This is a genomic window from Escherichia sp. MOD1-EC5189 (assembly GCF_002966045.1).
Taxonomy (GTDB): domain Bacteria; phylum Pseudomonadota; class Gammaproteobacteria; order Enterobacterales; family Enterobacteriaceae; genus Escherichia; species Escherichia coli_F.
Genome location: NZ_PTRX01000007.1, coordinates 41902 through 62415 on the forward strand (window position 1 = coordinate 41902; position 20514 = coordinate 62415).

Genomic DNA, 20514 nt, shown 5'->3' on the forward strand with positions numbered 1-20514 from the left:
AGTCATTATTTAATATTTTTGTGGTGTGTTTTGATGAAAAAATTCCTTATTATTGACCCATTTATTCATTTTACTGAACATACATTAGTAGATCGTGCACTTATTGAGTATTTTTCTCTTCATGATTCAATGATACTTGTTAACGAAACAATGAAATGTGAATGTGACGATTTGCAATGTAATTTCATAAAACCCTTCCATGATTTTAAAACGAAAATCAAGCTTGTTCGGTTATGTAATCGAGAGATTATAAAGACATTGTATTCTCTGTTTTTTATTTTCCTCAATTTATTTCACCGCAGAAGAATTGTTTTCTTGGCATTAAGTCAGTTTCAATGGTTTTTTTTTAGTATTATATGTACATTATGCAGATTTCAAACTTCGATTGTAATGCATCACTACGCAGAGGCTATGATCAAAGATAAGAAAAAATTAACTATTGGCGATAGAATGTTTCTTTTGGGTAAAAAAATATTTACCCGTTCAAAACATAATACTTTTCTTTATTTATCAAAGCATATAAAAGAAAATCTGCTAAAAGCAAATGTTGCTGTTACATCACAAGATTTTTTTATTAATCACCCGATACCTTTAAGCTTTATTAATAGAGTGCCTTTCACAAAACCATCTAATAAGAAGCATGTTTTAGCTACAATTGGTTTGCTTTCAAAAAAAATGAAAAGCTCGGATAAAATTAATGACCTTAAAACGAGTAATAATATCGAGTTGTGGATGATTGGGCGTCTTGCTTCTACTAATGAGTTTAAGATTAATGATAATATCAAAACTAAATTATGGTCAGGGATGTATTCTACTCATGAGTTTGAAGATGCAATAAAAAAAGTTGATTCTTTTTTGTATTTCTTTACTCCTGAGCAATATCAATGTACAGCTTCTGGAACATTAATTGATGCCATATTATATTGCAAGGGGGTTGTCTGTCTGAATAACGATGCTGCTGTTTCTCTATTAGAAAACTATGACGACAAAATTATCTTTAATAGCATTGATGAAATGAGTGACTACCTGCGCGATAATAAACGTATTTCGAATGGAAATAATACCGACACAAGAATGAAATACTGTTTGCTATCTGAGTGTTGTGGTGATATCTCAATCGTGAATAGATGGGCTAGTGTTAATAGGATGGATTGATTGTTAGATTCTTTCTTCTTTTCCTTAAATTTGAGGTGCTAATGTTACCCGTAATTATTGCAGGAGGGAGTGGTAGCCGGTTATGGCCACTTTCTCGAGTATTATATCCGAAACAATTTCATCACCTTTATGGTGACTATACAATGCTGCAGTCTACAATTAAGCGGTTAGAGAAAATTACTGCGGAAACACCTGTTGTAATTTGTAATGAAGCTCACCGTTTTATAGTCGCTGAGCAGTTACATCAGATAAATTGTTTGGCAAAGAATATTATCCTAGAACCTATAGGAAGAAATACAGCACCTGCAATTGCACTGGCAGCAATTTCTTGTGCAAATATGGACCTTGCTGATTCTGATCCTATTATTCTTGTTTTAGCAGCAGATCATGTTATTACTAACCAAAATGAGTTTATCAAGTCGCTGCAAGCAGCAAAGACTTATGCAGAGGCTGGAAAGCTTGTGACTTTTGGTATCGTGCCTTATAAACCTGAAACGGGCTATGGTTACATCCGTCGTGGCAACGCCTGTTTTGGTGATACAAACAATGTTGCGTTTGAAGTTGCTCAGTTTGTTGAAAAGCCTAATATAGAAACTGCACATGAATATGTCACAAGTGGAGAATATTACTGGAATAGTGGTATGTTCATGTTTCGTGCTAGCCGATTTCTTGATGAGTTGAAAAAGTTCCGTCCTGACATATTCAATGCTTGTAGTAAAGCAATGAATATATTAAATCCAGATCGTGATTTTATTCGGATTAATGAAGAGGCCTTTATTTCTTGTCCTGAGGAGTCAATCGATTATGCTGTGATGGAACAAACTAACGATGCGGTTGTTGTTCCAATGAATGCTGGATGGAACGATGTTGGTTCTTGGGCCTCGCTTTGGGAACTTTCAGACAAGGATGTTAATGGGAATGTCTGCCGTGGAGATGTGCTTTTGAATAATACTGAGGATAGTTACGTTTATGCTGAATCGGGGCTGGTAACCACTGTCGGCGTTAAGGATCTGGTAGTCGTGCAGACCAAAGATGCGGTGCTGATCGCCGATCGCAATTCGGTGCAGGATGTGAAAAAAGTGGTGGAGCAGATTAAAGCAGATGGGCGTCATGAACACCATATTCACCGTGAAGTTTACCGCCCGTGGGGCAAATACGACTCTATCGATGCCGGTGAGCGCTACCAGGTAAAACGCATCACCGTTAATCCGGGTGAAGGGCTTTCTGTACAAATGCATCATCACCGTGCAGAACATTGGGTAGTGGTGGCGGGGACAGCAAAAGTCACCATTGATGGCGATATCAAACTGCTCGGTGAAAACGAGTCTGTCTATATTCCTCTGGGGGCAACGCACTGTCTGGAGAATCCCGGGAAAATTCCGCTCGATCTGATTGAAGTACGCTCCGGCTCATACCTCGAAGAGGATGATATTGTCCGTCTTCAGGATCGCTATGGTCGCGTGTAGTCATGCTAAGACGCGTAGCGTCGTCATTAGACAATGACTGCCGGGTGGCGGATGAATGTCTGTCCTATCTATGGAGCGTGCCAGGGTCAACATTCGGCAAACTGTGACATGAATAATTTTGGCCATTTTATTGTCTGCGCCAACTGTTACCTGAAGAAGGGTAAAAATATGACGAAATTAACCTGTTTTAAGGCTTACGATATTCGCGGCAAGCTAGGCGAAGAGCTGAATGAGGAGATTGCGTGGCGGATTGGCCGTGCTTATGGCGAATTCTTGAAGCCGAAAACCATCGTGCTCGGCGGTGATGTGCGTCCGACAAGTGAGGCGCTGAAACAGGCGCTGGCGAAGGGGCTACAGGATGCGGGTGTCAATGTGCTGGATATTGGTATGTCAGGCACCGAAGAGATCTATTTCGCCACCTTCCATCTGGGCGTCGACGGCGGTATTGAAGTGACCGCCAGTCATAATCCGATGGATTACAACGGTATGAAGTTGGTGCGTGAGGGCGCACGCCCCATCAGCGGCGACACCGGCTTGCGAGATGTCCAGCGTCTGGCAGAGAGTAATGACTTCTCGCCCGTCAACGATGCTGCGCGCGGTAGCTATAAGCAGATTAATCTGCGTGGTGCCTATATCGATCACCTACTCGGCTACATCAACGTCAAAAATCTCACCCCGCTGAAGTTGGTCATTAACTCCGGTAACGGTGCGGCAGGCCCGGTGATCGATGCTATCGAAGCGCGTTTTAAGGCGCAGGGCGTGCCGATTGAGTTCGTCAAAGTTCACAACACGCCGGACGGCAATTTCCCGAACGGGATCCCGAATCCGCTGCTGCCTGAGTGCCGCGCCGATACGCGCGATGCGGTGATTGATCACGGTGCGGATATGGGGATTGCTTTCGACGGCGATTTCGACCGTTGCTTTCTGTTTGATGAAAAAGGTCAGTTTATTGAGGGTTACTACATCGTCGGACTGCTAGCGGAAGCATTTCTTGAAAAACAGCCGGGAGCCAAAATCATACACGATCCGCGTCTTTCCTGGAACACCGTCGACGTGGTGACGGCGGCAGGCGGCACGCCGGTGATGTCGAAAACCGGTCACGCGTTCATCAAAGAGCGGATGCGTAGAGAAGATGCCATCTATGGCGGCGAGATGAGCGCCCATCACTATTTTCGTGATTTTGCTTACTGCGATAGCGGGATGATCCCGTGGCTGTTGGTGGCTGAACTGGTGTGTCTAAAAGGGCAATCCCTAGGTGAACTTGTTTGTGACCGGATGGCGGCTTTCCCTGCAAGCGGGGAAATTAATCGCAAACTGGATGAGCCGGCGGCAGCGATTTTGCGTGTGGAGCAGCACTTTGCCAGTGAAGCGCTGGCAGTGGACAGAACCGATGGTATCAGCATGTCGTTTGTTGACTGGCGTTTCAATCTGCGTTCGTCCAATACCGAGCCGCTGGTGCGACTCAACGTGGAATCGCGCGGTGATATATCTTTATTAAATAGAAAAGTTCAAAAAATATTACAGATTCTAACAAGTAAAATTTGATTTTATATAATATTATTTATATCAAGATTTCATATCGAGGGTTCTTGTGAGTAAGAAAATTATAGCGATAGTAGTGACTTATAATCGTGTTAAATTATTAAATAAAGTAATTGATGCCTTGCTTTTACAGACATATAAAATCGATAAAATTATTGTTGTAGATAATAATAGTTCTGACGGTACAAAGGAATTAATAAATTCGTACTCACAGACCGAAATTATCTATCACAATACTGGTGCTAATTTAGGTGGAGCTGGGGGATTCTATCAAGGGTTTGTTCTGGCATCATCATACGAGTACGACTGTTTATGGTTAATGGATGATGATTTAATGCCTAACCCCACTTGTCTGGAAGAGTTGATCAGAAGTAAGTGTGATGGCATTGTTCAACCTCTGCGTTACAATTTGGATGGTACTTGCGCGGAACTTTCTCCTTTATCTTACGATCTCAATACTATCTTTAAGCTAAAGCCCAAAGGAATAAGTATCAGAGACTATATTCAACGTAATGGGGCTTTGTCAGAGCCTATTGCCATAGAAGCTATACCTTTTGAAGGACCATTGATACATAAAAGAGCAGTCGAAGTTATAGGATTACCAGAGCCGCGCTTTTTCATATTTTGCGATGATATTGACTATGCTATTCGGGCGAAAAAATCTGGAGTTCGTATTATTTGTGAACCGAGGGCAAAAGCTACGCGTTTATTAGTTAATAATCAAACTAATGACATGTTATCATGGAAAGGATATTTTATGCTTAGGAATCTTTTTCATCTTTATAAAAAACACGGTGAAAATAACTTGGTTAAATTGAAACCGTTAATTTTGGCTTGTGGGTACACATTATTATGTGTTTTAAAACTCAGATTTAAACAAGTGCCAGTGATTATTAATGCATTGCGAGACTCAGCAGAATTAAAAAACAATGAAGTATTTAAACCGAAGTGATTGATTTTTTTTAACAAAAACAAGTGAAGATTTTTTCTATTCATCGTATCTGTTACTGAGTTAACATCTAAATCACATTCAAACCGCACACAAGTTGTGTAGTGACCCCCTGACAGGAGTAAACAATGTCAAAGCAACAGATCGGCGTCGTCGGTATGGCAGTGATGGGGCGCAACCTTGCGCTCAACATCGAAAGCCGTGGTTATACCGTCTCTATTTTCAACCGTTCCCGTGAAAAGACGGAAGAAGTGATTGCCGAAAATCCAGGCAAAAAACTGGTTCCTTACTATACGGTGAAAGAATTTGTTGAATCTCTGGAAACGCCTCGTCGCATCCTGTTAATGGTGAAAGCAGGTGCAGGCACGGATGCTGCTATTGATTCCCTTAAGCCATACCTCGATAAAGGTGACATCATCATTGATGGTGGTAATACCTTCTTCCAGGACACCATTCGTCGTAACCGTGAGCTTTCTGCAGAAGGCTTTAACTTCATCGGTACCGGTGTTTCCGGCGGTGAAGAAGGTGCGCTGAAAGGTCCTTCCATTATGCCTGGCGGACAGAAAGAAGCCTATGAACTGGTTGCACCGATCCTGACCAAAATCGCCGCAGTGGCTGAAGACGGTGAGCCATGCGTTACCTATATTGGTGCCGATGGCGCGGGTCACTATGTGAAGATGGTTCACAATGGTATTGAATACGGCGATATGCAGCTGATTGCTGAAGCCTATTCTCTGCTTAAAGGTGGCCTGAACCTCACCAACGAAGAACTGGCGCAGACCTTTACCGAGTGGAATAACGGTGAACTGAGTAGCTACCTGATCGACATCACCAAAGACATCTTCACCAAAAAAGATGAAGACAGTAACTACCTGGTTGATGTGATCCTGGATGAAGCAGCAAACAAAGGTACCGGTAAATGGACCAGCCAAAGCGCGCTGGATCTCGGTGAACCGCTGTCGCTCATTACCGAGTCTGTGTTTGCACGATACATCTCTTCTCTGAAAGAGCAGCGCGTTGCGGCGTCCAAAGTACTGTCTGGTCCGCAAGCACAGCCAGCAGGCGACAAGGCTGAGTTCATCGAAAAAGTTCGCCGTGCGCTGTATCTTGGCAAAATCGTTTCTTACGCTCAGGGTTTCTCTCAGCTGCGTGCGGCGTCTGAAGAGTACAACTGGGATCTGAATTACGGCGAAATCGCGAAGATTTTCCGTGCTGGCTGCATCATCCGTGCGCAGTTCCTGCAGAAAATCACCGATGCATATGCCGAAAATCCGCAGATCGCTAACCTGCTGCTGGCTCCGTACTTCAAGCAAATTGCCGATGACTACCAGCAGGCGCTGCGTGATGTCGTTGCTTATGCAGTACAGAACGGTATCCCGGTTCCGACCTTCGCTGCTGCGGTTGCCTATTACGATAGCTACCGTGCCGCTGTTCTGCCTGCGAACCTGATCCAGGCACAGCGTGACTATTTCGGTGCGCATACTTATAAGCGCATTGATAAAGAAGGTGTGTTCCATACTGAATGGCTGGATTAATCTGATTTAACCAACAATAAAATTGAGGCCCGGCGTATATTGCACCGGGCTTTTTTTTGCCAAATATCTTATAAACTAAATTTCACTGCTTAATATTAACTTAATAAATATCAGCTATTCTTATAAAGAAAATCTGAATTGTTTTTCGTAGCGTTGACCATCTGACAACGTAGCGTTAAAACATTTAGCTCTTATCAGGATGCTAAAAACATCATGATTCACAGTTAAGTTAATTCTGAGAGCATGAAATGAAAATCACCATTTCCGGTACTGGCTATGTAGGCTTGTCAAACGGGCTTCTAATCGCACAAAATCATGAGGTTGTGGCATTAGATATTTTACCGTCACGCGTTGCTATGCTGAATGATCGGATATCTCCTATTGTTGATAAGGAAATTCAGCAGTTTTTGCAATCAGATAAAATACACTTTAATGCCACATTAGATACAAATGAAGCCTACCGGGATGCTGATTATGTCATCATCGCCACTCCAACCGACTATGATCCTAAAAATAATTATTTCAATACATCTAGTGTAGAATCAGTAATTAAAGACGTAGTAGAGATAAATCCTTATGCGGTTATGGTCATCAAATCCACGGTTCCCGTTGGTTTTACCGCAGCGATGCATAAGAAATATCGTACTGAAAATATTATTTTCTCCCCCGAATTCCTCCGTGAAGGTAAAGCTCTTTACGATAACCTTCATCCGTCACGTATTGTCATCGGTGAGCGTTCGGAACGCGCAGAACGTTTTGCGGCGTTATTACAGGAAGGCGCGATTAAGCAAAATATCCCGACCCTGTTCACCGATTCAACCGAAGCAGAAGCGATTAAACTGTTTGCTAATACCTATCTGGCGATGCGCGTAGCATACTTTAACGAGCTGGATAGCTATGCAGAAAGTTTAGGTCTGAATACTCGTCAGATTATCGAAGGTGTTTGTCTCGATCCGCGTATTGGCAATCATTACAACAATCCGTCGTTTGGCTATGGTGGTTATTGTCTGCCAAAAGATACGAAACAGTTACTGGCGAACTACCAGTCTGTGCCGAATAACCTGATCTCAGCAATTGTCGATGCTAACCGCACGCGTAAAGATTTTATTGCCGATGCCGTTTTGTCACGCAAACCGCAAGTGGTGGGTATTTATCGCCTGATTATGAAGAGCGGTTCAGATAACTTTCGTGCATCTTCTATTCAAGGGATTATGAAGCGTATCAAAGCGAAAGGTGTTGAAGTAATTATCTACGAGCCGGTGATGAAAGAAGACACATTCTTCAACTCTCGCCTGGAACGTGATCTCGCCACCTTCAAACAACAAGCCGACGTCATTATTTCCAACCGTATGGCAGAAGAGCTTAAGGATGTGGCAGATAAGGTCTACACCCGCGATCTCTTTGGTAGCGACTAACATCTTGTTATCAGGGCGATTTTCGCCCTGATTCTCTTATGTTCTCTTTGTAATGATTCATTATTTTTATCATTTATCCTATAGCATTCATGGCGATTATCGCTAAACTATGGCGACTTAAAATTATTTCGTCCGTTAGGGTAATGATGAGAGTAGAAAATAATAATGTTTCTGGGCAAAACCATGACCCGGAACAGATTGATTTGATTGATTTACTGGTCCAACTTTGGCGTGGCAAGATGACAATCATCATTTCTGTCATTGTGGCTATAGCTCTGGCTATCGGGTACCTGTCCGTAGCCAAAGAAAAATGGACTTCAACAGCTATCGTTACTCAACCTGATGTGGGGCAAATCGCTGGTTATACCAACGCGATGAATGTGATCTACGGATCAGCTGTACCAAAAGTTTCCGACATTCAGGCTTCACTTATCGGACGTTACAGCACAGCATTCTCCGCATTAGCAGAAACGCTGGATAATCAGGAAGAACCTGAAAAACTGACCATTGAGCCTACCGTTAAAAATCAGTCCTTACCTTTAGCGGTTTCTTATGTGGGTGAAACACCTGAAGGTGCGCAGAAACAGCTGGCGAAGTATATCCAGCAAGTTGACGATCAGGTCAATGAAGAACTGGAACAAGACCTGAAAGATAACATCGCGCTGCGTATGAAAAACTTGCAGGACTCTCTGAAAACCCAGGAAGTGGTTGCGCAGGAGCAGAAAGATCTGCGTATCCGTCAGATTCAGGAAGCGTTGCAGTATGCAAATCAGGCGCAGGTGACAAAGCCACAGGTTCAGCAGACTGAAGATGTGACGCAAGATACGTTGTTCCTTTTGGGTAGCGAAGCGCTGGAGTCGATGATTAAGCATGAGGCGACCCGTCCGTTGGTGTTCTCGCCAAACTACTATCAGACTCGTCAAAACCTGCTGGATATCGAAAGCTTAAAGGTTGATGATCTTGATATTCATGCTTACCGTTATGTGATGAAACCGACGTTACCTATTCGTCGCGATAGCCCGAAAAAGGCAATTACCTTGATTTTGGCGGTGCTGCTGGGCGGCATGGTAGGCGCGGGGATTGTGCTGGGGCGTAACGCGTTGCGTAATTACAACGCGAAATAATATTATTGTGCATTTAAGAGAAACGGGCAGGGTGGTGACACCATGCCCGTTTTTTTTGCCGGATGCGATGCTGGCGCATCTTATCCGGCCTACGTGTGTTGAGATAATGTGTAGGCACGATAAGCTTGCGCATCGGGCTATGGCTCCGGATGCGACAACAACATCGCATCCGCTTACCCAGTAACTCACTGATGCCGTTTACGCAGGTTCTCAATCACCGTCGTTAAATCCAACTCCTGATCCTGTAACAGCACCAGCAGGTGATACATCAAATCAGACGCCTCGTTGGTCAGCTCAAAGCGGTCATGTACCGTTGCTGCCAGTGCGGTTTCCACGCCTTCTTCGCCCACTTTCTGCGCAATGCGTTTGGTGCCGCTGGCATACAGTTTGGCGGTGTAGGAGGTTTCCGGGTCGGCAGATTTACGTTCGGCGAGCAGTTGTTCCAGTTGATACAGGAACAGCCACTGGTGAGCGGTGTTGCCGAAGCAGCTGTTGGTGCCTTTGTGGCAGGTCGGGCCGATGGGATTCGCCAGCACTAGCAATGTGTCGTTGTCGCAGTCCGGCGCAATATTTACTACGTTGAGGAAATTGCCGGACGTTTCACCTTTGGTCCACAGTCGCTGTTTAGTGCGCGAGAAGAAAGTGACTTTGCCGCTTTCGAGGGTTTTGTCTAAGGCTTCCGGGTTCATATAGCCCAGCATTAACACTTCACCGGATACCGCGTGTTGCACAATCACCGGCATCAGTCCGTCGGTTTTTTCCCAGTCCAGTTCGCGACGTTGTTGTTCTGTTAACATATCCTGATCTCCACGCCCTGTGTTGCCAGGTACGCTTTTAATTCACCAATATTGATTATTTGTTTGTGGAACACGGAAGCTGCCAGCGCGCCGTCAACGTCGGCATCGCGGAAGGCTTCGAGGAAGTGTTCCATGGTGCCCGCGCCACCGGAGGCAATCAGCGGGACGTGGCAAACTTCACGCACTTTTTTCAGTTGTTCGAGATCGTAACCGTTACGCACGCCGTCCTGATTCATCATGTTGAGGACGATTTCTCCGGCACCGCGTTTTTGCACTTCCTGTACCCAGTCGAGTGTTTCCCACTGAGTAACGCGGGTGCGGCTTTCATCGCCGGTATATTGATTCACATGATATTTACCGGTTTCGGCGTCGTACCAGGTATCAATACCGACCACAATACACTGCACGCCAAAGCGATCCGCCAGGCGAGTGATTAACGTCGGGTCCGCCAGCGCAGGGGAGTTAATGGAAATTTTATCCGCGCCAAAAGAAAGAATTTTGGCGGCATCATCCAGAGACTTAATCCCACCCGCCACACAGAACGGGATGTCGATCACTTCCGCCACGCGGGATACCCAGCTTTTATCTACCACGCGTCCATCGCTGGAGGCGGTGATATCGTAGAACACCAGTTCGTCAGCGCCTTCTTCGGCGTAGCGTTTTGCCAGCGGTACAATATCGCCAATGATTTCATGGTTGCGAAACTGTACGCCTTTCACCACCTGACCATCACGAACGTCGAGACACGGAATTATGCGTTTTGCCAGCATGCGATGGCCTCCTTCACGGTGAATTTACCTTCCAGTAATGCACGACCAACTATTACGCCGCGCACGCCCGTACCACGCAGGGCCGCCACATCATCAATGTCGCCAATACCGCCGGAAGACTGAAATGCTACCTGCGGATATCTGGCGCACACTTCTTCATATAAAGAGACGTTAGAACCTGCCAGCGTACCGTCGCGCGAGATATCGGTACACAGCACATGTTTCAGGCCGACGGGCAGATAGGTTTCCACCAGTTGTTCCAGCGACACGCCCGAGTTCTCTTGCCAGCCGCTGACCGCCACTTGCTTGTTGCCTTGCTCGTCAATACGGACATCCAGCGCCAGTACTAAGGCATCGGCACCGAAACGTTCAAACCAACCTTTCACCCTTTCTGGTGATTTCACCGCGGTGGAGCCGACCACCACGCGCGCAACGCCCGCTTCCAGTAACGCCGCCACGTCTTCTTCGCTACGCACGCCGCCGCCAACCTGCACCGGAACGTTAACGCCCGCCACCAGGGTTTTAATCAGCGGGATTTGACGTTTAGCCGGATCTTTTGCCCCGGTCAGATCCACCAGGTGCAGCACTTCGGCACCCTGCGCGGCGTAATCTTGTAAGCGCGGCAGCGGGTCGTTACCGTAATCGCGCTGTTTGCCGTAATCGCCCTGATGGAGACGCACCACGGTGCCGTCGATTAAATCTAATGCCGGAATAATCATCACATCTCCAGGAAGTTTTTTAGCAACTTAGCGCCAGCGGCACCAGAACGCTCCGGGTGGAACTGCACGCCGTAGAAGTTATCTTTTTGTACCGCCGCGGTGAACGGTTCGCCGTAGTTACACTGGGCGATGGTCCACGGATTGACCGGCATTGCGTAGCTGTGAACAAAGTAAAAGTACGCACCGTCTTCAATCCCCTGAAACAGGCGGTTGCCTGCCTGCGGGTAAACGCGGTTCCAGCCCATATGTGGCAGCGGCAGACCAAAGTCGGTCATTTTCGGCACGTCTTCGTCGATGATGCCCAGCAAATCGACGCCGTTGCTCTCTTCGCTGCGCCGTCCCAGCAGTTGCATCCCTAAGCAGATGCCCAGCACCGGTTGGGTACAGGCTTTGATGAGATCAAACAACTCGCGCTCACGGACCTGGTCCATCGCCGCTTGCGCGGTGCCAACGCCGGGTAAAAACAGTTTATCGGCCAGCAACACGACGTCCGGGTCACGGCTAACTTTGGGTTCATAACCGTGACGCACAATGGCAGATTTCACCGAGTTCAAATTGGCGCAGCCGGTATCAAGGATCACCACGTTCATTACAGCACTCCTTTCGACGAGGGCAGGGTATCGCCTTCCACGCGGATGGCCTGGCGCAGGGTGCGACCAAAAGCTTTGAACAGGCTCTCTACACGGTGGTGATCGTTTTTACCTTTGGTTTTCAGGTGTAGCGTCACGCCCATGGTGTAAGAGAGCGAACGGAAGAAGTGCTCGATCATCTCGGTGCTGAGATCGCCTACACGCTGATAGGTAAACTCGGCTTTATATTCCAGGTGCGGGCGACCAGAGATATCCAGCGCGCAGCGGGCAAGGCATTCGTCCATCGGCAGCACAAAACCGAAGCGGCAAATACCGCGTTTGTCGCCAAGAGCTATTTTTAACGCTTCGCCCAGCGCCAGACCGGTATCTTCGACAGTGTGGTGATCATCGATATAGAGGTCGCCTTTAACGTTGATTTCCATCCGGAAGCCGCCGTGAGTAGCAATCTGATCCAGCATGTGATCAAAAAAGCCAACGCCGGTGTTAATCTTGCTGCCACCTTCGCGATCCAGCCACACCTGAACGTCAATCTGCGTCTCTTTGGTGTTGCGCACCACGTGGGCATAACGGTCGCGTTTCGTGAGTTGCTCGCCAATCATCGGCCAGTTCAGAGTATCGCGGTCGTAACGTAAACCATTAATGCCCATGTTTTCGGCCAGTTGAATATCGGTCGCGCGATCGCCAATAACATAACTGTTGGCACGATCCATCGCTTGCTCAGCCAGATAACGCTCCACCAGTTTGACTTTCGGCTTACGGCAGTCGCACTCATCGGCGGGCAGGTGTGGACAAATCAGCACTTCATCAAACTGCACGCCTTGTGAGGTGAAGATCTGCATCATCAGGTTGTGCGGGCCATCGAAATCCGCCTGAGGGAAACTTTGTGTTCCCAGACCATCCTGATTCGTGATCATCACCAGTTTGTAGCCCGCTTTTTGCAGCTTCAGCAGTTCCGGGATCACGCCCGGTTCAAAGGCGAGTTTGTCAAAACGGTCCACCTGAAAATCACTCGGCGGTTCGCTAATCAGGGTTCCATCGCGATCGATAAAAAGATACTTCTGACTCATCAAACTTGCTCCGCACGTAAGGCGTCAATGACGCGCTGGCTTTCTTCACGGGTTCCGACGGTAATTCGCAGGCAGCCGCTTAAAGAGGGTTGTTTATTCTGATCACGTAAGATAATGCCCTGATCCCACAAAGATTTAAACACTGCGCTGGAGGCTTTAAAGCGCGCCAGAATGTAGTTGGTTTCAGAGTCAAAAACCTGCTCCACGCAGGGGATCTCTTTCAGTGCGGCAATCAGGTATTCGCGTTCAGCAATAATTTGCGCCACTCGTTCGCGCATGGCGACGATTCCCTGCGGGCTTAACGCCTGGGCTGCAATATCGGCAACCGGTGTCGAGAGCGGGTAGGGGGCGATCACTTTCATCAGCAGGTTGATGACTTCTTCGTTTGCCAGCGTAAATCCGCAACGAAGCCCCGCCAGAGCAAAAGCTTTCGACAGTGTGCGCAAAATAGCCAGGTGCGGATATTCCGCCAGCCAGCCAGCCAGCGATGCCTGCGGGCAAAACTCAATATAGGCTTCATCGGCAACCACAATCGCTTTACCGCGGGTTAACTCCAGCAGGGTGCGAAAATCCTGCGGGTTGATCAGTTGCCCGGTTGGGTTGTTGGGGCTGCAAACGTAGACCACTTTCACACCGTCCAGCTTGTCGGAAATTCCCTGTAAGTCCAGTTGCCAATTGTCCAGGGTCGGCACTGTGCGGCATTCGACACCAATGGATTCAGCGCTGACGCTGTACATGCCGTACGTTGGCGGACAGTAGAGGATGGCGTCTTTACCCGGTTCGCAAAAAGCGCGGATCAGCAGTTCAATACCTTCGTCCGCGCCACGGCTGACCAGCACCTGTTCCGGTTTTACGCCTGCATATTGCGCGTAATTGTCAATCACCGCTTTTGGCTGGCATTCCGGGTAGCGGTTGAGCGTTTGCTGAGTAAGCTGAAACTCCACGGCTGTGGGATATTCGTTGGCGTTCAGCCAGACGTCGCCGTTACCGCCCAGACGACGCGCCGACTGATACGGCGTCAGGTTGCGGACGTTTTCACGCGCTAAATCGGTAATAGTCACGGTGCTCATGCTTGCTCCTTAAGGGCGTTAACACGCAAAGTAACGGCATTTTTGTGGGCAGTCAGGCGCTCGGCGGCGGCCAGTGTTTCAATGGTCGAAGCCAGCGTGGAAAAGCCTTCTTTCGACAGTTCCTGTACGGTCATGCGTTTCTGGAAATCTGCCAGCCCGAGGCTGGAACAGGTGGCGGTATAACCGTAAGTCGGCAGCACGTGGTTGGTGCCGGAGGCGTAATCACCTGCCGATTCCGGTGACCAGTCACCGAGAAATACCGAACCGGCGCTGGTAATGCCATCGACCAGTTCGCGGGCGTTGCGGGTCTGAATGATCAGGTGCTCCGGGCCGTACTGGTTGGAGATCTCCACGCACTGCGCTAAATCGTTGGTTACGATCAGGCGGCTGGCGCTCAGTGCCTGACGGACGGTTTCGGCTCGCGGCAGTTCTGCCAGCTGGCGTTCGACGGCTTCGGCAACGCGACGCGCCATATCAGCATCAGGAGTCAGCAAAATCACCTGTGAATCCGGGCCGTGTTCAGCCTGAGAGAGCAAATCAGAAGCCACGAAATCCGGCGTTGCGCCGCTGTCGGCAATCACCAACACTTCCGATGGGCCTGCGGGCATATCGATCGCCGCACCGTCCAGACGCTGGCTCACCTGACGTTTTGCCTCGGTGACAAAGGCGTTGCCAGGCCCGAAGATTTTGTCCACTTTCGGCACGGATTCTGTACCAAACGCCAGCGCGGCAATGGCCTGTGCGCCACCGACGTTAAACACGTCCTGCACGCCGCACAGCTGCGCCGCGTAAAGGATCTCATCGGCAATCGGCGGCGGTGAGCACAGCACCACTTTTTTACAGCCCGCAATACGTGCCGGAGTTGCCAGCATTAATACCGTTGAGAAGAGCGGGGCGGAGCCGCCAGGAATATACAAACCCACTGAAGCGACCGGGCGCGTAACTTGCTGGCAACGCACGCCTGGCTGCGTTTCGACATCTACCGGCGGCAGTTTTTGCGCAGTGTGGAAGGTTTCAATATTCTTTACTGCCACCGCCATCGCCTGTTTTAGCTCGTCGCTCAGGCGTTCGCTGGCAGCGGCGATCTCATCCGCAGATACCTTCAGCGCGGTAACCGCGGTTTTATCAAACTTCGCGCTGTATTCCCGCAAGGCCTCATCGCCACGCGTTTTCACGTTATCGAGAATATCGTTAACAGTGCGGGTAATGCTTTCAGAGGCGGAGATCGCCGGGCGCATTAACAGCTGGCGTTGTTGCTCCGCAGTACAGCTATTCCAGTCAATGATTGTGTTAAAGCTCATGGCGATCACTCCATCATCTTCTCAATCGGCAGGACCAGGATTGAACTGGCACCCAGCGCTTTCAGTTTTTCCATCGTTTCCCAGAACAGGGTTTCGCTGCTGACCATGTGCATCGCTACGCGTTGTTGATCACCTGCCAGCGGCAGAATGGTTGGGCGTTCGGCACCTGGCAGCAGGGCGATGACTTCATCCAGTCGGTCGGTCGGTGCGTGCATCATGATGTATTTTGATTCGCGCGCCTGGATCACGCCCTGAATACGCGTCAGCAGTTTGTCGATCAGTTGCTGTTTGGATTCTTCCATTTCGCCATCGCGTTGGATCAGGCAGGCTTTCGAGCGGTAGATAACTTCGACTTCGCGCAGGCCGTTAGCTTCCAGCGTGGCACCGGTGGAAACCAGATCGCAAATCGCATCCGCCAGTCCGGCGCGCGGCGCAACTTCGACAGAACCGTTCAGTAAGCAGGATTTAAAAGAGATACCTTTCTGGTCGAGATAACGCTTGAGCAGGTGAGGATAAGAGGTGGCGATACGTTTACCGTTTAAGGAGAGCGGGCCGTCCCAGGCTTCATCAACCGGCGTTGCCAGCGAAAGGCGACAGCCGCCGAAATCCAGACGACGCAGGGTAAAGTAGCGAGGATCTTCACCCTGGGCGCGGCGGTTAAGCAGCTCTTCTTCCAGCACGTTTTCGCCGATAATCCCTAGGTCAACCACGCCGTCCATTACCAGACCGGGAATGTCGTCGTCACGTACGCGCAGAATATCAATCGGCATGTTTTCTGCCATCGCGATCAGGCGCTGGGTGTGAAGATTAATTTTAATGCCGCAGCGCGCCAGTAATTCGCGTGAGTCATCACTTAAACGGCCGGATTTCTGCATAGCTATGCGTAAACGAGTGTTGTCTGTCATTTTCTTATTCCTCTTTAAACCTGTCTGAACCGTTATCAACCGCGCAATAAAAAAGCCCCCGGAAGGTGATCTTCCGGGGGCTTTCTCATGCGTTCATGCACCACTGGAAGATCTGAATGTCTTCCAGCACACATCGCCTGAAAGACTAGTCAGGATGATGGTGATGATGGTGATGTTTAAATTGAACGCGTGTCATAAAAGTCTCTGTGAATGTTTATTCAACTGATGTCTTTTAACCTAAACCACTTTCACGTTAGAAAGCAAGGGCTTTTTTATATATTTTATGGCGATGGATTTGTTTAATGAATGAGCGGGGAAAGGAGAGGGCCAGGAGTGGCTACGTTAAAAAAGTAATCGTGAAAATATGTCTTTAAAACCCTCAAGAACATTGTGTTCTGTAACTAAAGTGGGCTTGGTTCCTGCCGGATGCGGCGTGAATGCCTTATCTGGTCTACAAATGTTGCCTAAATTCAATATATTGATGTTTTTGTAGGACTGATAAGCGGAGCGCATCAGGCAATTGTATATTTGCTAACAGTTTCGATTTCATTCATAGAATGAATTGTCAGTTTTGATACGCTAGCGTAGCCTTATAGATCTAAGGTGTATCAGGAGATAACGGATGAAAAAGGTCGCAATTGTCGGGTTAGGGTGGTTAGGCATGCCGCTGGCGATGTCACTTTCAGCGCGAGGCTGGCAAGTCACCGGGAGTAAAACCACACAAGATGGCGTCGAAGCGGCCCGAATGAGTGGCATTGATAGTTATCTGCTTCGCATGGAACCTGAGTTAGTTTGCGATTCTGACGATCTGGATGCCCTGATGGATGCTGATGCGCTGGTCATCACGCTTCCGGCACGTCGTAGCGGCCCCGGCGATGAGTTCTATTTACAAGCGGTACAAGAGTTAGTGGATAGTGCGCTGGCTCATCATATTCCCCGCATTATTTTTACCAGCTCAACGTCTGTCTATGGCGACGCACAAGGCACCGTTAAAGAAACCACCCCGCGTAATCCGGTGACCAACAGTGGACGAGTATTAAAAGAACTTGAAGACTGGCTGCACAATTTACCCGGTACTTCAGTCGATATTCTGCGTCTTGCGGGCCTGGTCGGGCCGGAACGTCATCCTGGTCGCTTTTTTGCCGGAAAAACCGCGCCTGATGGTGAACATGGTGTCAATTTAGTCCATTTAGAAGATGTTATTGGCGCTATCACCCTGTTGTTACAGGCACCTAAAGGCGGACACATCTATAATATATGTGCGCCAGCTCACCCTGCGCGTAATGTTTTTTATCCGCAAATGGCCCGTTTATTGGGGCTTGAACCTCCGCAGTTCAGAAATAGTCTGGACAGCGGCAAAGGTAAGATTATTGATGGCAGCCGGATTTGTAATGAACTGGGATTTGAATACCAGTATCCCGATCCGCTGGTAATGCCGCTGGAGTAAACGATCACGCCAGCAGGACGCCGCATGCACTGCAAGGGGGCGTGTATGAAACCACTGCTGGATGTGTTGATGATCCTCGATGCCTTAGAAAAAGAAGGCAGTTTTGCGGCGGCGTCGGCCAAACTCTATAAGACGCCGTCCGCTCTGAGTTACACCGTTCACAAGCTGGAAAGCGACCTTAACATTCAATTGCTTGATCGTAGTGGTCACCGCGCAAAATTCACCCGCACCGGAAAAATGTTATTAGAGAAGGGGCGGGAAGTTCTGCATACCGTGCGAGAACTGGAAAAACAGGCGATAAAACTGCATGAAGGCTGGGAAAACGAGCTGGTGATTGGCGTGGACGACACCTTCCCTTTTTCTCTTCTCGCGCCACTTATTGAAGCTTTTTATCAACATCATAGCGTGACGCGCCTGAAGTTTATCAATGGCGTGCTCGGTGGTTCCTGGGATGCCCTGACTCAGGGACGAGCGGATATTATTGTTGGTGCGATGCATGAGCCACCATCTTCCAGTGAGTTTGGTTTTTCACGGTTGGGTGATCTCGAACAAGTCTTTGCGGTCGCGCCTCATCATCCGTTAGCCCTGGAAGAAGAACCGTTAAACCGTCGTATCATTAAGCGATATCGGGCGATTGTGGTAGGGGATACTGCGCAGGCAGGCGCTTCTACGGCCTCGCAACTTCTCGACGAACAAGAAGCCATTACCGTTTTCGATTTTAAAACCAAGCTGGAGCTGCAAATTAGCGGCCTTGGCTGCGGCTATTTACCCCGTTATCTGGCGCAACGTTTTCTCGATAGTGGCGCGTTAATCGAGAAGAAAGTGGTCGCCCAAACTCTCTTTGAACCTGTCTGGATTGGCTGGAACGAACAGACCGCAGGACTTGCCAGCGCCTGGTGGCGAGACGAGATTTTAGCAAATAGTGCGATCGCCGGTGTTTATGCAAAATCTGATGACGGAAAATCAGCCATTTAAAGAAAAATTATTATGACAAGCCTCTCATTCTCTTGTCATTTCCCCCCCATTTAGGCACAATGCGCCGCTGTCAAAAAATGACTAAAAACCGACGTTTAATTAGCGTCGGTTATTTTTTGCTTCAAACCAATCATTCATACCAAGAGGCCGGGCTTCGTACCGGATAGATATTTACTAAAAATCGACAGTTGTTGTCGCTGAGGAATCCAAAAAAATGGGGCAATTTTTTGCTTACGCGACGGTTATTACCGTAAAGGAGAATGACCATGTCGCATAACGTTACTCCAAACACCTCTCGCGTGGAATTGCGTAAAACGCTTACGTTAGTTCCGGTTGTAATGATGGGTCTTGCCTATATGCAGCCGATGACGCTGTTTGATACATTTGGTATCGTTTCAGGCCTCACGGATGGTCATGTGCCGACAGCCTATGCGTTCGCATTGATTGCGATCCTGTTTACGGCTCTGAGCTACGGGAAGCTGGTTCGCCGCTATCCTTCTGCTGGCTCTGCATACACTTACGCCCAGAAATCCATTAGCCCGACTGTCGGCTTTATGGTGGGTTGGTCTTCTCTGCTCGACTATCTGTTCGCGCCGATGATCAACATTCTGCTGGCGAAAATCTATTTTGAAGCTCTGGTGCCTTCCATTCCATCGTGGATGTTTGTGGTGGCGCTGGTGGCCTTTATGACCGCCTTTAACCTGCGTAGTCTGAAATCCGTAGCGAACTTCAACACTGTAATTGTAGTGTTGCAGGTAGTGCTGATCGCGGTAATTCTGGGCATGGTAGTTTACGGCGTATTTGAAGGTGAAGGCGCTGGTACGCTGGCGAGCACTCGTCCGTTCTGGTCTGGTGATGCACATGTCATTCCGATGATCACTGGTGCGACGATTCTGTGCTTCTCCTTTACCGGCTTTGACGGCATCAGCAACTTGTCGGAAGAAACCAAAGATGCAGAGCGCGTGATCCCGCTTGCAATTTTCCTGACCGCGCTTATCGGTGGCATGATCTTCATCTTTGCAACTTACTTCCTGCAACTGTACTTCCCGGATATCTCTCGCTTTAAAGATCCGGATGCGTCACAGCCAGAAATCATGCTGTATGTTGCGGGTAAAGCGTTCCAGGTCGGCGCGCTGATCTTCTCCACCATTACCGTACTGGCGTCCGGTATGGCGGCGCACGCAGGCGTGGCGCGTCTGATGTACGTAATGGGTCGTGACGGCGTGTTCCCGAAAAGCTTCTTCGGTTATGTACACCCGAAATGGCGTACTCCGGCGATGAACATCATCCTGGTTGGCGCGATTGCTCTGCTGGCAATCAACTTCGACCTGGTAATGGCTACGGCGCTGATTAACTTTGGTGCGCTGGTGGCGTTCACCTTCGTTAACCTGTCGGTTATCTCGCAGTTCTGGATCCGTGAGAAGCGTAACAAGACGCTGAAAGATCACTTCCAGTATCTGTTCCTGCCGATGTGTGGTGCGCTGACTGTAGGTGCGCTGTGGGTTAACCTGGAAGAAAGCTCAATGGTTCTGGGTCTGATCTGGGCGGCAATCGGCCTGATTTACCTGGCTTGTGTCACCAAGAGCTTCCGTAACCCGGTTCCGCAGTACGAAGACGTTGCATAATCTTACAAGCCGGATGACATAATCATCCGGTAAATCTCAAAAAGCCGGAGTTTGTCGCTCCG

Annotated in this window: 20 protein-coding genes and 1 other annotated feature; of the genes, 11 read left to right on the forward strand and 9 right to left on the reverse strand. The window is 48.5% G+C overall.

Annotated elements, in window-relative coordinates; genetic code table 11:
* The first annotated feature begins 33 nt into the window (after positions 1 to 33).
* From ATB02_RS07870 to wzzB, 7 genes are all read left to right on the forward strand, one after another.
* Positions 34 to 1155 (forward strand): hypothetical protein, encoded by a 1122-nt coding sequence (locus ATB02_RS07870; protein ID WP_105271376.1) that lies wholly within the window; start codon positions 34 to 36, stop codon positions 1153 to 1155.
* Positions 1156 to 1196: 41 nt separating this feature from the next.
* A complete protein-coding gene (gene cpsB / locus ATB02_RS07875; RefSeq protein WP_105271377.1) occupies positions 1197 to 2621 on the forward strand; it encodes a mannose-1-phosphate guanyltransferase in 1425 nt (474 codons plus the stop codon).
* Between the two features lie 168 nt (positions 2622 to 2789).
* A complete protein-coding gene (cpsG, locus tag ATB02_RS07880; RefSeq protein WP_073546692.1) occupies positions 2790 to 4166 on the forward strand; it encodes a colanic acid biosynthesis phosphomannomutase CpsG in 1377 nt (458 codons plus the stop codon).
* A gap of 46 nt (positions 4167 to 4212) precedes the next feature.
* Positions 4213 to 5115 carry a glycosyltransferase family 2 protein gene (locus ATB02_RS07885; protein WP_105271378.1) on the forward strand — a complete coding sequence of 301 codons (903 nt, stop codon included), beginning with the start codon at positions 4213 to 4215 and terminating at the stop codon, positions 5113 to 5115.
* A gap of 125 nt (positions 5116 to 5240) precedes the next feature.
* Positions 5241 to 6647 carry an NADP-dependent phosphogluconate dehydrogenase gene (gndA, locus tag ATB02_RS07890; protein WP_105271379.1) on the forward strand — a complete coding sequence of 469 codons (1407 nt, stop codon included), beginning with the start codon at positions 5241 to 5243 and terminating at the stop codon, positions 6645 to 6647.
* 248 nt (positions 6648 to 6895) lie between these two features.
* Complete coding sequence (ugd, locus tag ATB02_RS07895; RefSeq protein WP_105271380.1) at positions 6896 to 8062, forward strand: UDP-glucose 6-dehydrogenase; 1167 nt, start codon at positions 6896 to 6898, stop codon at positions 8060 to 8062.
* 146 nt (positions 8063 to 8208) lie between these two features.
* Positions 8209 to 9186 carry an LPS O-antigen chain length determinant protein WzzB gene (gene wzzB / locus ATB02_RS07900; RefSeq protein WP_105271381.1) on the forward strand — a complete coding sequence of 326 codons (978 nt, stop codon included), beginning with the start codon at positions 8209 to 8211 and terminating at the stop codon, positions 9184 to 9186.
* Positions 9187 to 9371: 185 nt separating this feature from the next.
* Here wzzB and hisIE read toward each other — a convergent pair whose 3' ends face one another.
* From hisIE to hisL, 9 genes are all read right to left on the reverse strand, one after another.
* Positions 9372 to 9983 carry a bifunctional phosphoribosyl-AMP cyclohydrolase/phosphoribosyl-ATP diphosphatase HisIE gene (gene hisIE / locus ATB02_RS07905; RefSeq protein WP_105271382.1) on the reverse strand — a complete coding sequence of 204 codons (612 nt, stop codon included), beginning with the start codon at positions 9981 to 9983 and terminating at the stop codon, positions 9372 to 9374.
* Entirely contained in the window at positions 9977 to 10753 is a 777-nt protein-coding gene (hisF, locus tag ATB02_RS07910) for an imidazole glycerol phosphate synthase subunit HisF (RefSeq protein WP_000880156.1), read from the reverse strand. The genes hisIE and hisF overlap by 7 nt, the downstream gene beginning before the upstream one ends.
* Positions 10735 to 11472 carry a 1-(5-phosphoribosyl)-5-[(5-phosphoribosylamino)methylideneamino]imidazole-4-carboxamide isomerase gene (gene hisA / locus ATB02_RS07915; protein ID WP_000586457.1) on the reverse strand — a complete coding sequence of 246 codons (738 nt, stop codon included), beginning with the start codon at positions 11470 to 11472 and terminating at the stop codon, positions 10735 to 10737. Before hisA ends, hisF begins: the two co-directional genes overlap by 19 nt.
* A complete protein-coding gene (gene hisH, locus ATB02_RS07920; protein ID WP_001103586.1) occupies positions 11472 to 12062 on the reverse strand; it encodes an imidazole glycerol phosphate synthase subunit HisH in 591 nt (196 codons plus the stop codon). The genes hisA and hisH overlap by 1 nt, the downstream gene beginning before the upstream one ends.
* A complete protein-coding gene (hisB, locus tag ATB02_RS07925) occupies positions 12062 to 13129 on the reverse strand; it encodes a bifunctional histidinol-phosphatase/imidazoleglycerol-phosphate dehydratase HisB (RefSeq protein WP_000080079.1) in 1068 nt (355 codons plus the stop codon). The genes hisH and hisB overlap by 1 nt, the downstream gene beginning before the upstream one ends.
* A complete protein-coding gene (gene hisC / locus ATB02_RS07930; RefSeq protein ID WP_105271383.1) occupies positions 13129 to 14199 on the reverse strand; it encodes a histidinol-phosphate transaminase in 1071 nt (356 codons plus the stop codon). The genes hisB and hisC overlap by 1 nt, the downstream gene beginning before the upstream one ends.
* Entirely contained in the window at positions 14196 to 15500 is a 1305-nt protein-coding gene (gene hisD / locus ATB02_RS07935; protein ID WP_105271384.1) for a histidinol dehydrogenase, read from the reverse strand. Before hisD ends, hisC begins: the two co-directional genes overlap by 4 nt.
* A 5-nt stretch (positions 15501 to 15505) precedes the next feature.
* Positions 15506 to 16405: an ATP phosphoribosyltransferase gene (hisG, locus tag ATB02_RS07940; RefSeq protein ID WP_000131779.1), complete on the reverse strand. Its 900-nt coding sequence runs from the start codon at positions 16403 to 16405 to the stop codon at positions 15506 to 15508.
* Positions 16406 to 16451: 46 nt separating this feature from the next.
* Positions 16452 to 16575: a sequence feature (His leader region), on the reverse strand.
* On the reverse strand, positions 16551 to 16601 hold the full coding sequence (gene hisL / locus ATB02_RS07950; protein ID WP_001364200.1) for a his operon leader peptide: 51 nt from the start codon (positions 16599 to 16601) through the stop codon (positions 16551 to 16553). It overlaps the preceding feature by 25 nt.
* Positions 16602 to 17027: 426 nt before the next feature.
* Between hisL and ATB02_RS07955 the strand changes: the two genes are divergently transcribed.
* The 4 genes from ATB02_RS07955 (at position 17028) to plaP (ending at position 20452) form a co-directional block, all read left to right on the forward strand.
* On the forward strand, positions 17028 to 17852 hold the full coding sequence (locus ATB02_RS07955; protein WP_000754726.1) for an SDR family oxidoreductase: 825 nt from the start codon (positions 17028 to 17030) through the stop codon (positions 17850 to 17852).
* A gap of 45 nt (positions 17853 to 17897) precedes the next feature.
* Positions 17898 to 18827, forward strand: a complete 930-nt coding sequence (locus ATB02_RS07960; protein WP_019842103.1) for a LysR substrate-binding domain-containing protein — start codon at positions 17898 to 17900, stop codon at positions 18825 to 18827.
* Between the two features lie 214 nt (positions 18828 to 19041).
* Positions 19042 to 19104 (forward strand): membrane protein YoeI, encoded by a 63-nt coding sequence (gene yoeI, locus ATB02_RS07965; protein WP_010723108.1) that lies wholly within the window; start codon positions 19042 to 19044, stop codon positions 19102 to 19104.
* On the forward strand, positions 19094 to 20452 hold the full coding sequence (gene plaP, locus ATB02_RS07970) for a putrescine/proton symporter PlaP (RefSeq protein ID WP_105271385.1): 1359 nt from the start codon (positions 19094 to 19096) through the stop codon (positions 20450 to 20452). The genes yoeI and plaP overlap by 11 nt, the downstream gene beginning before the upstream one ends.
* The last annotated feature ends 62 nt before the right edge of the window (positions 20453 to 20514 follow it).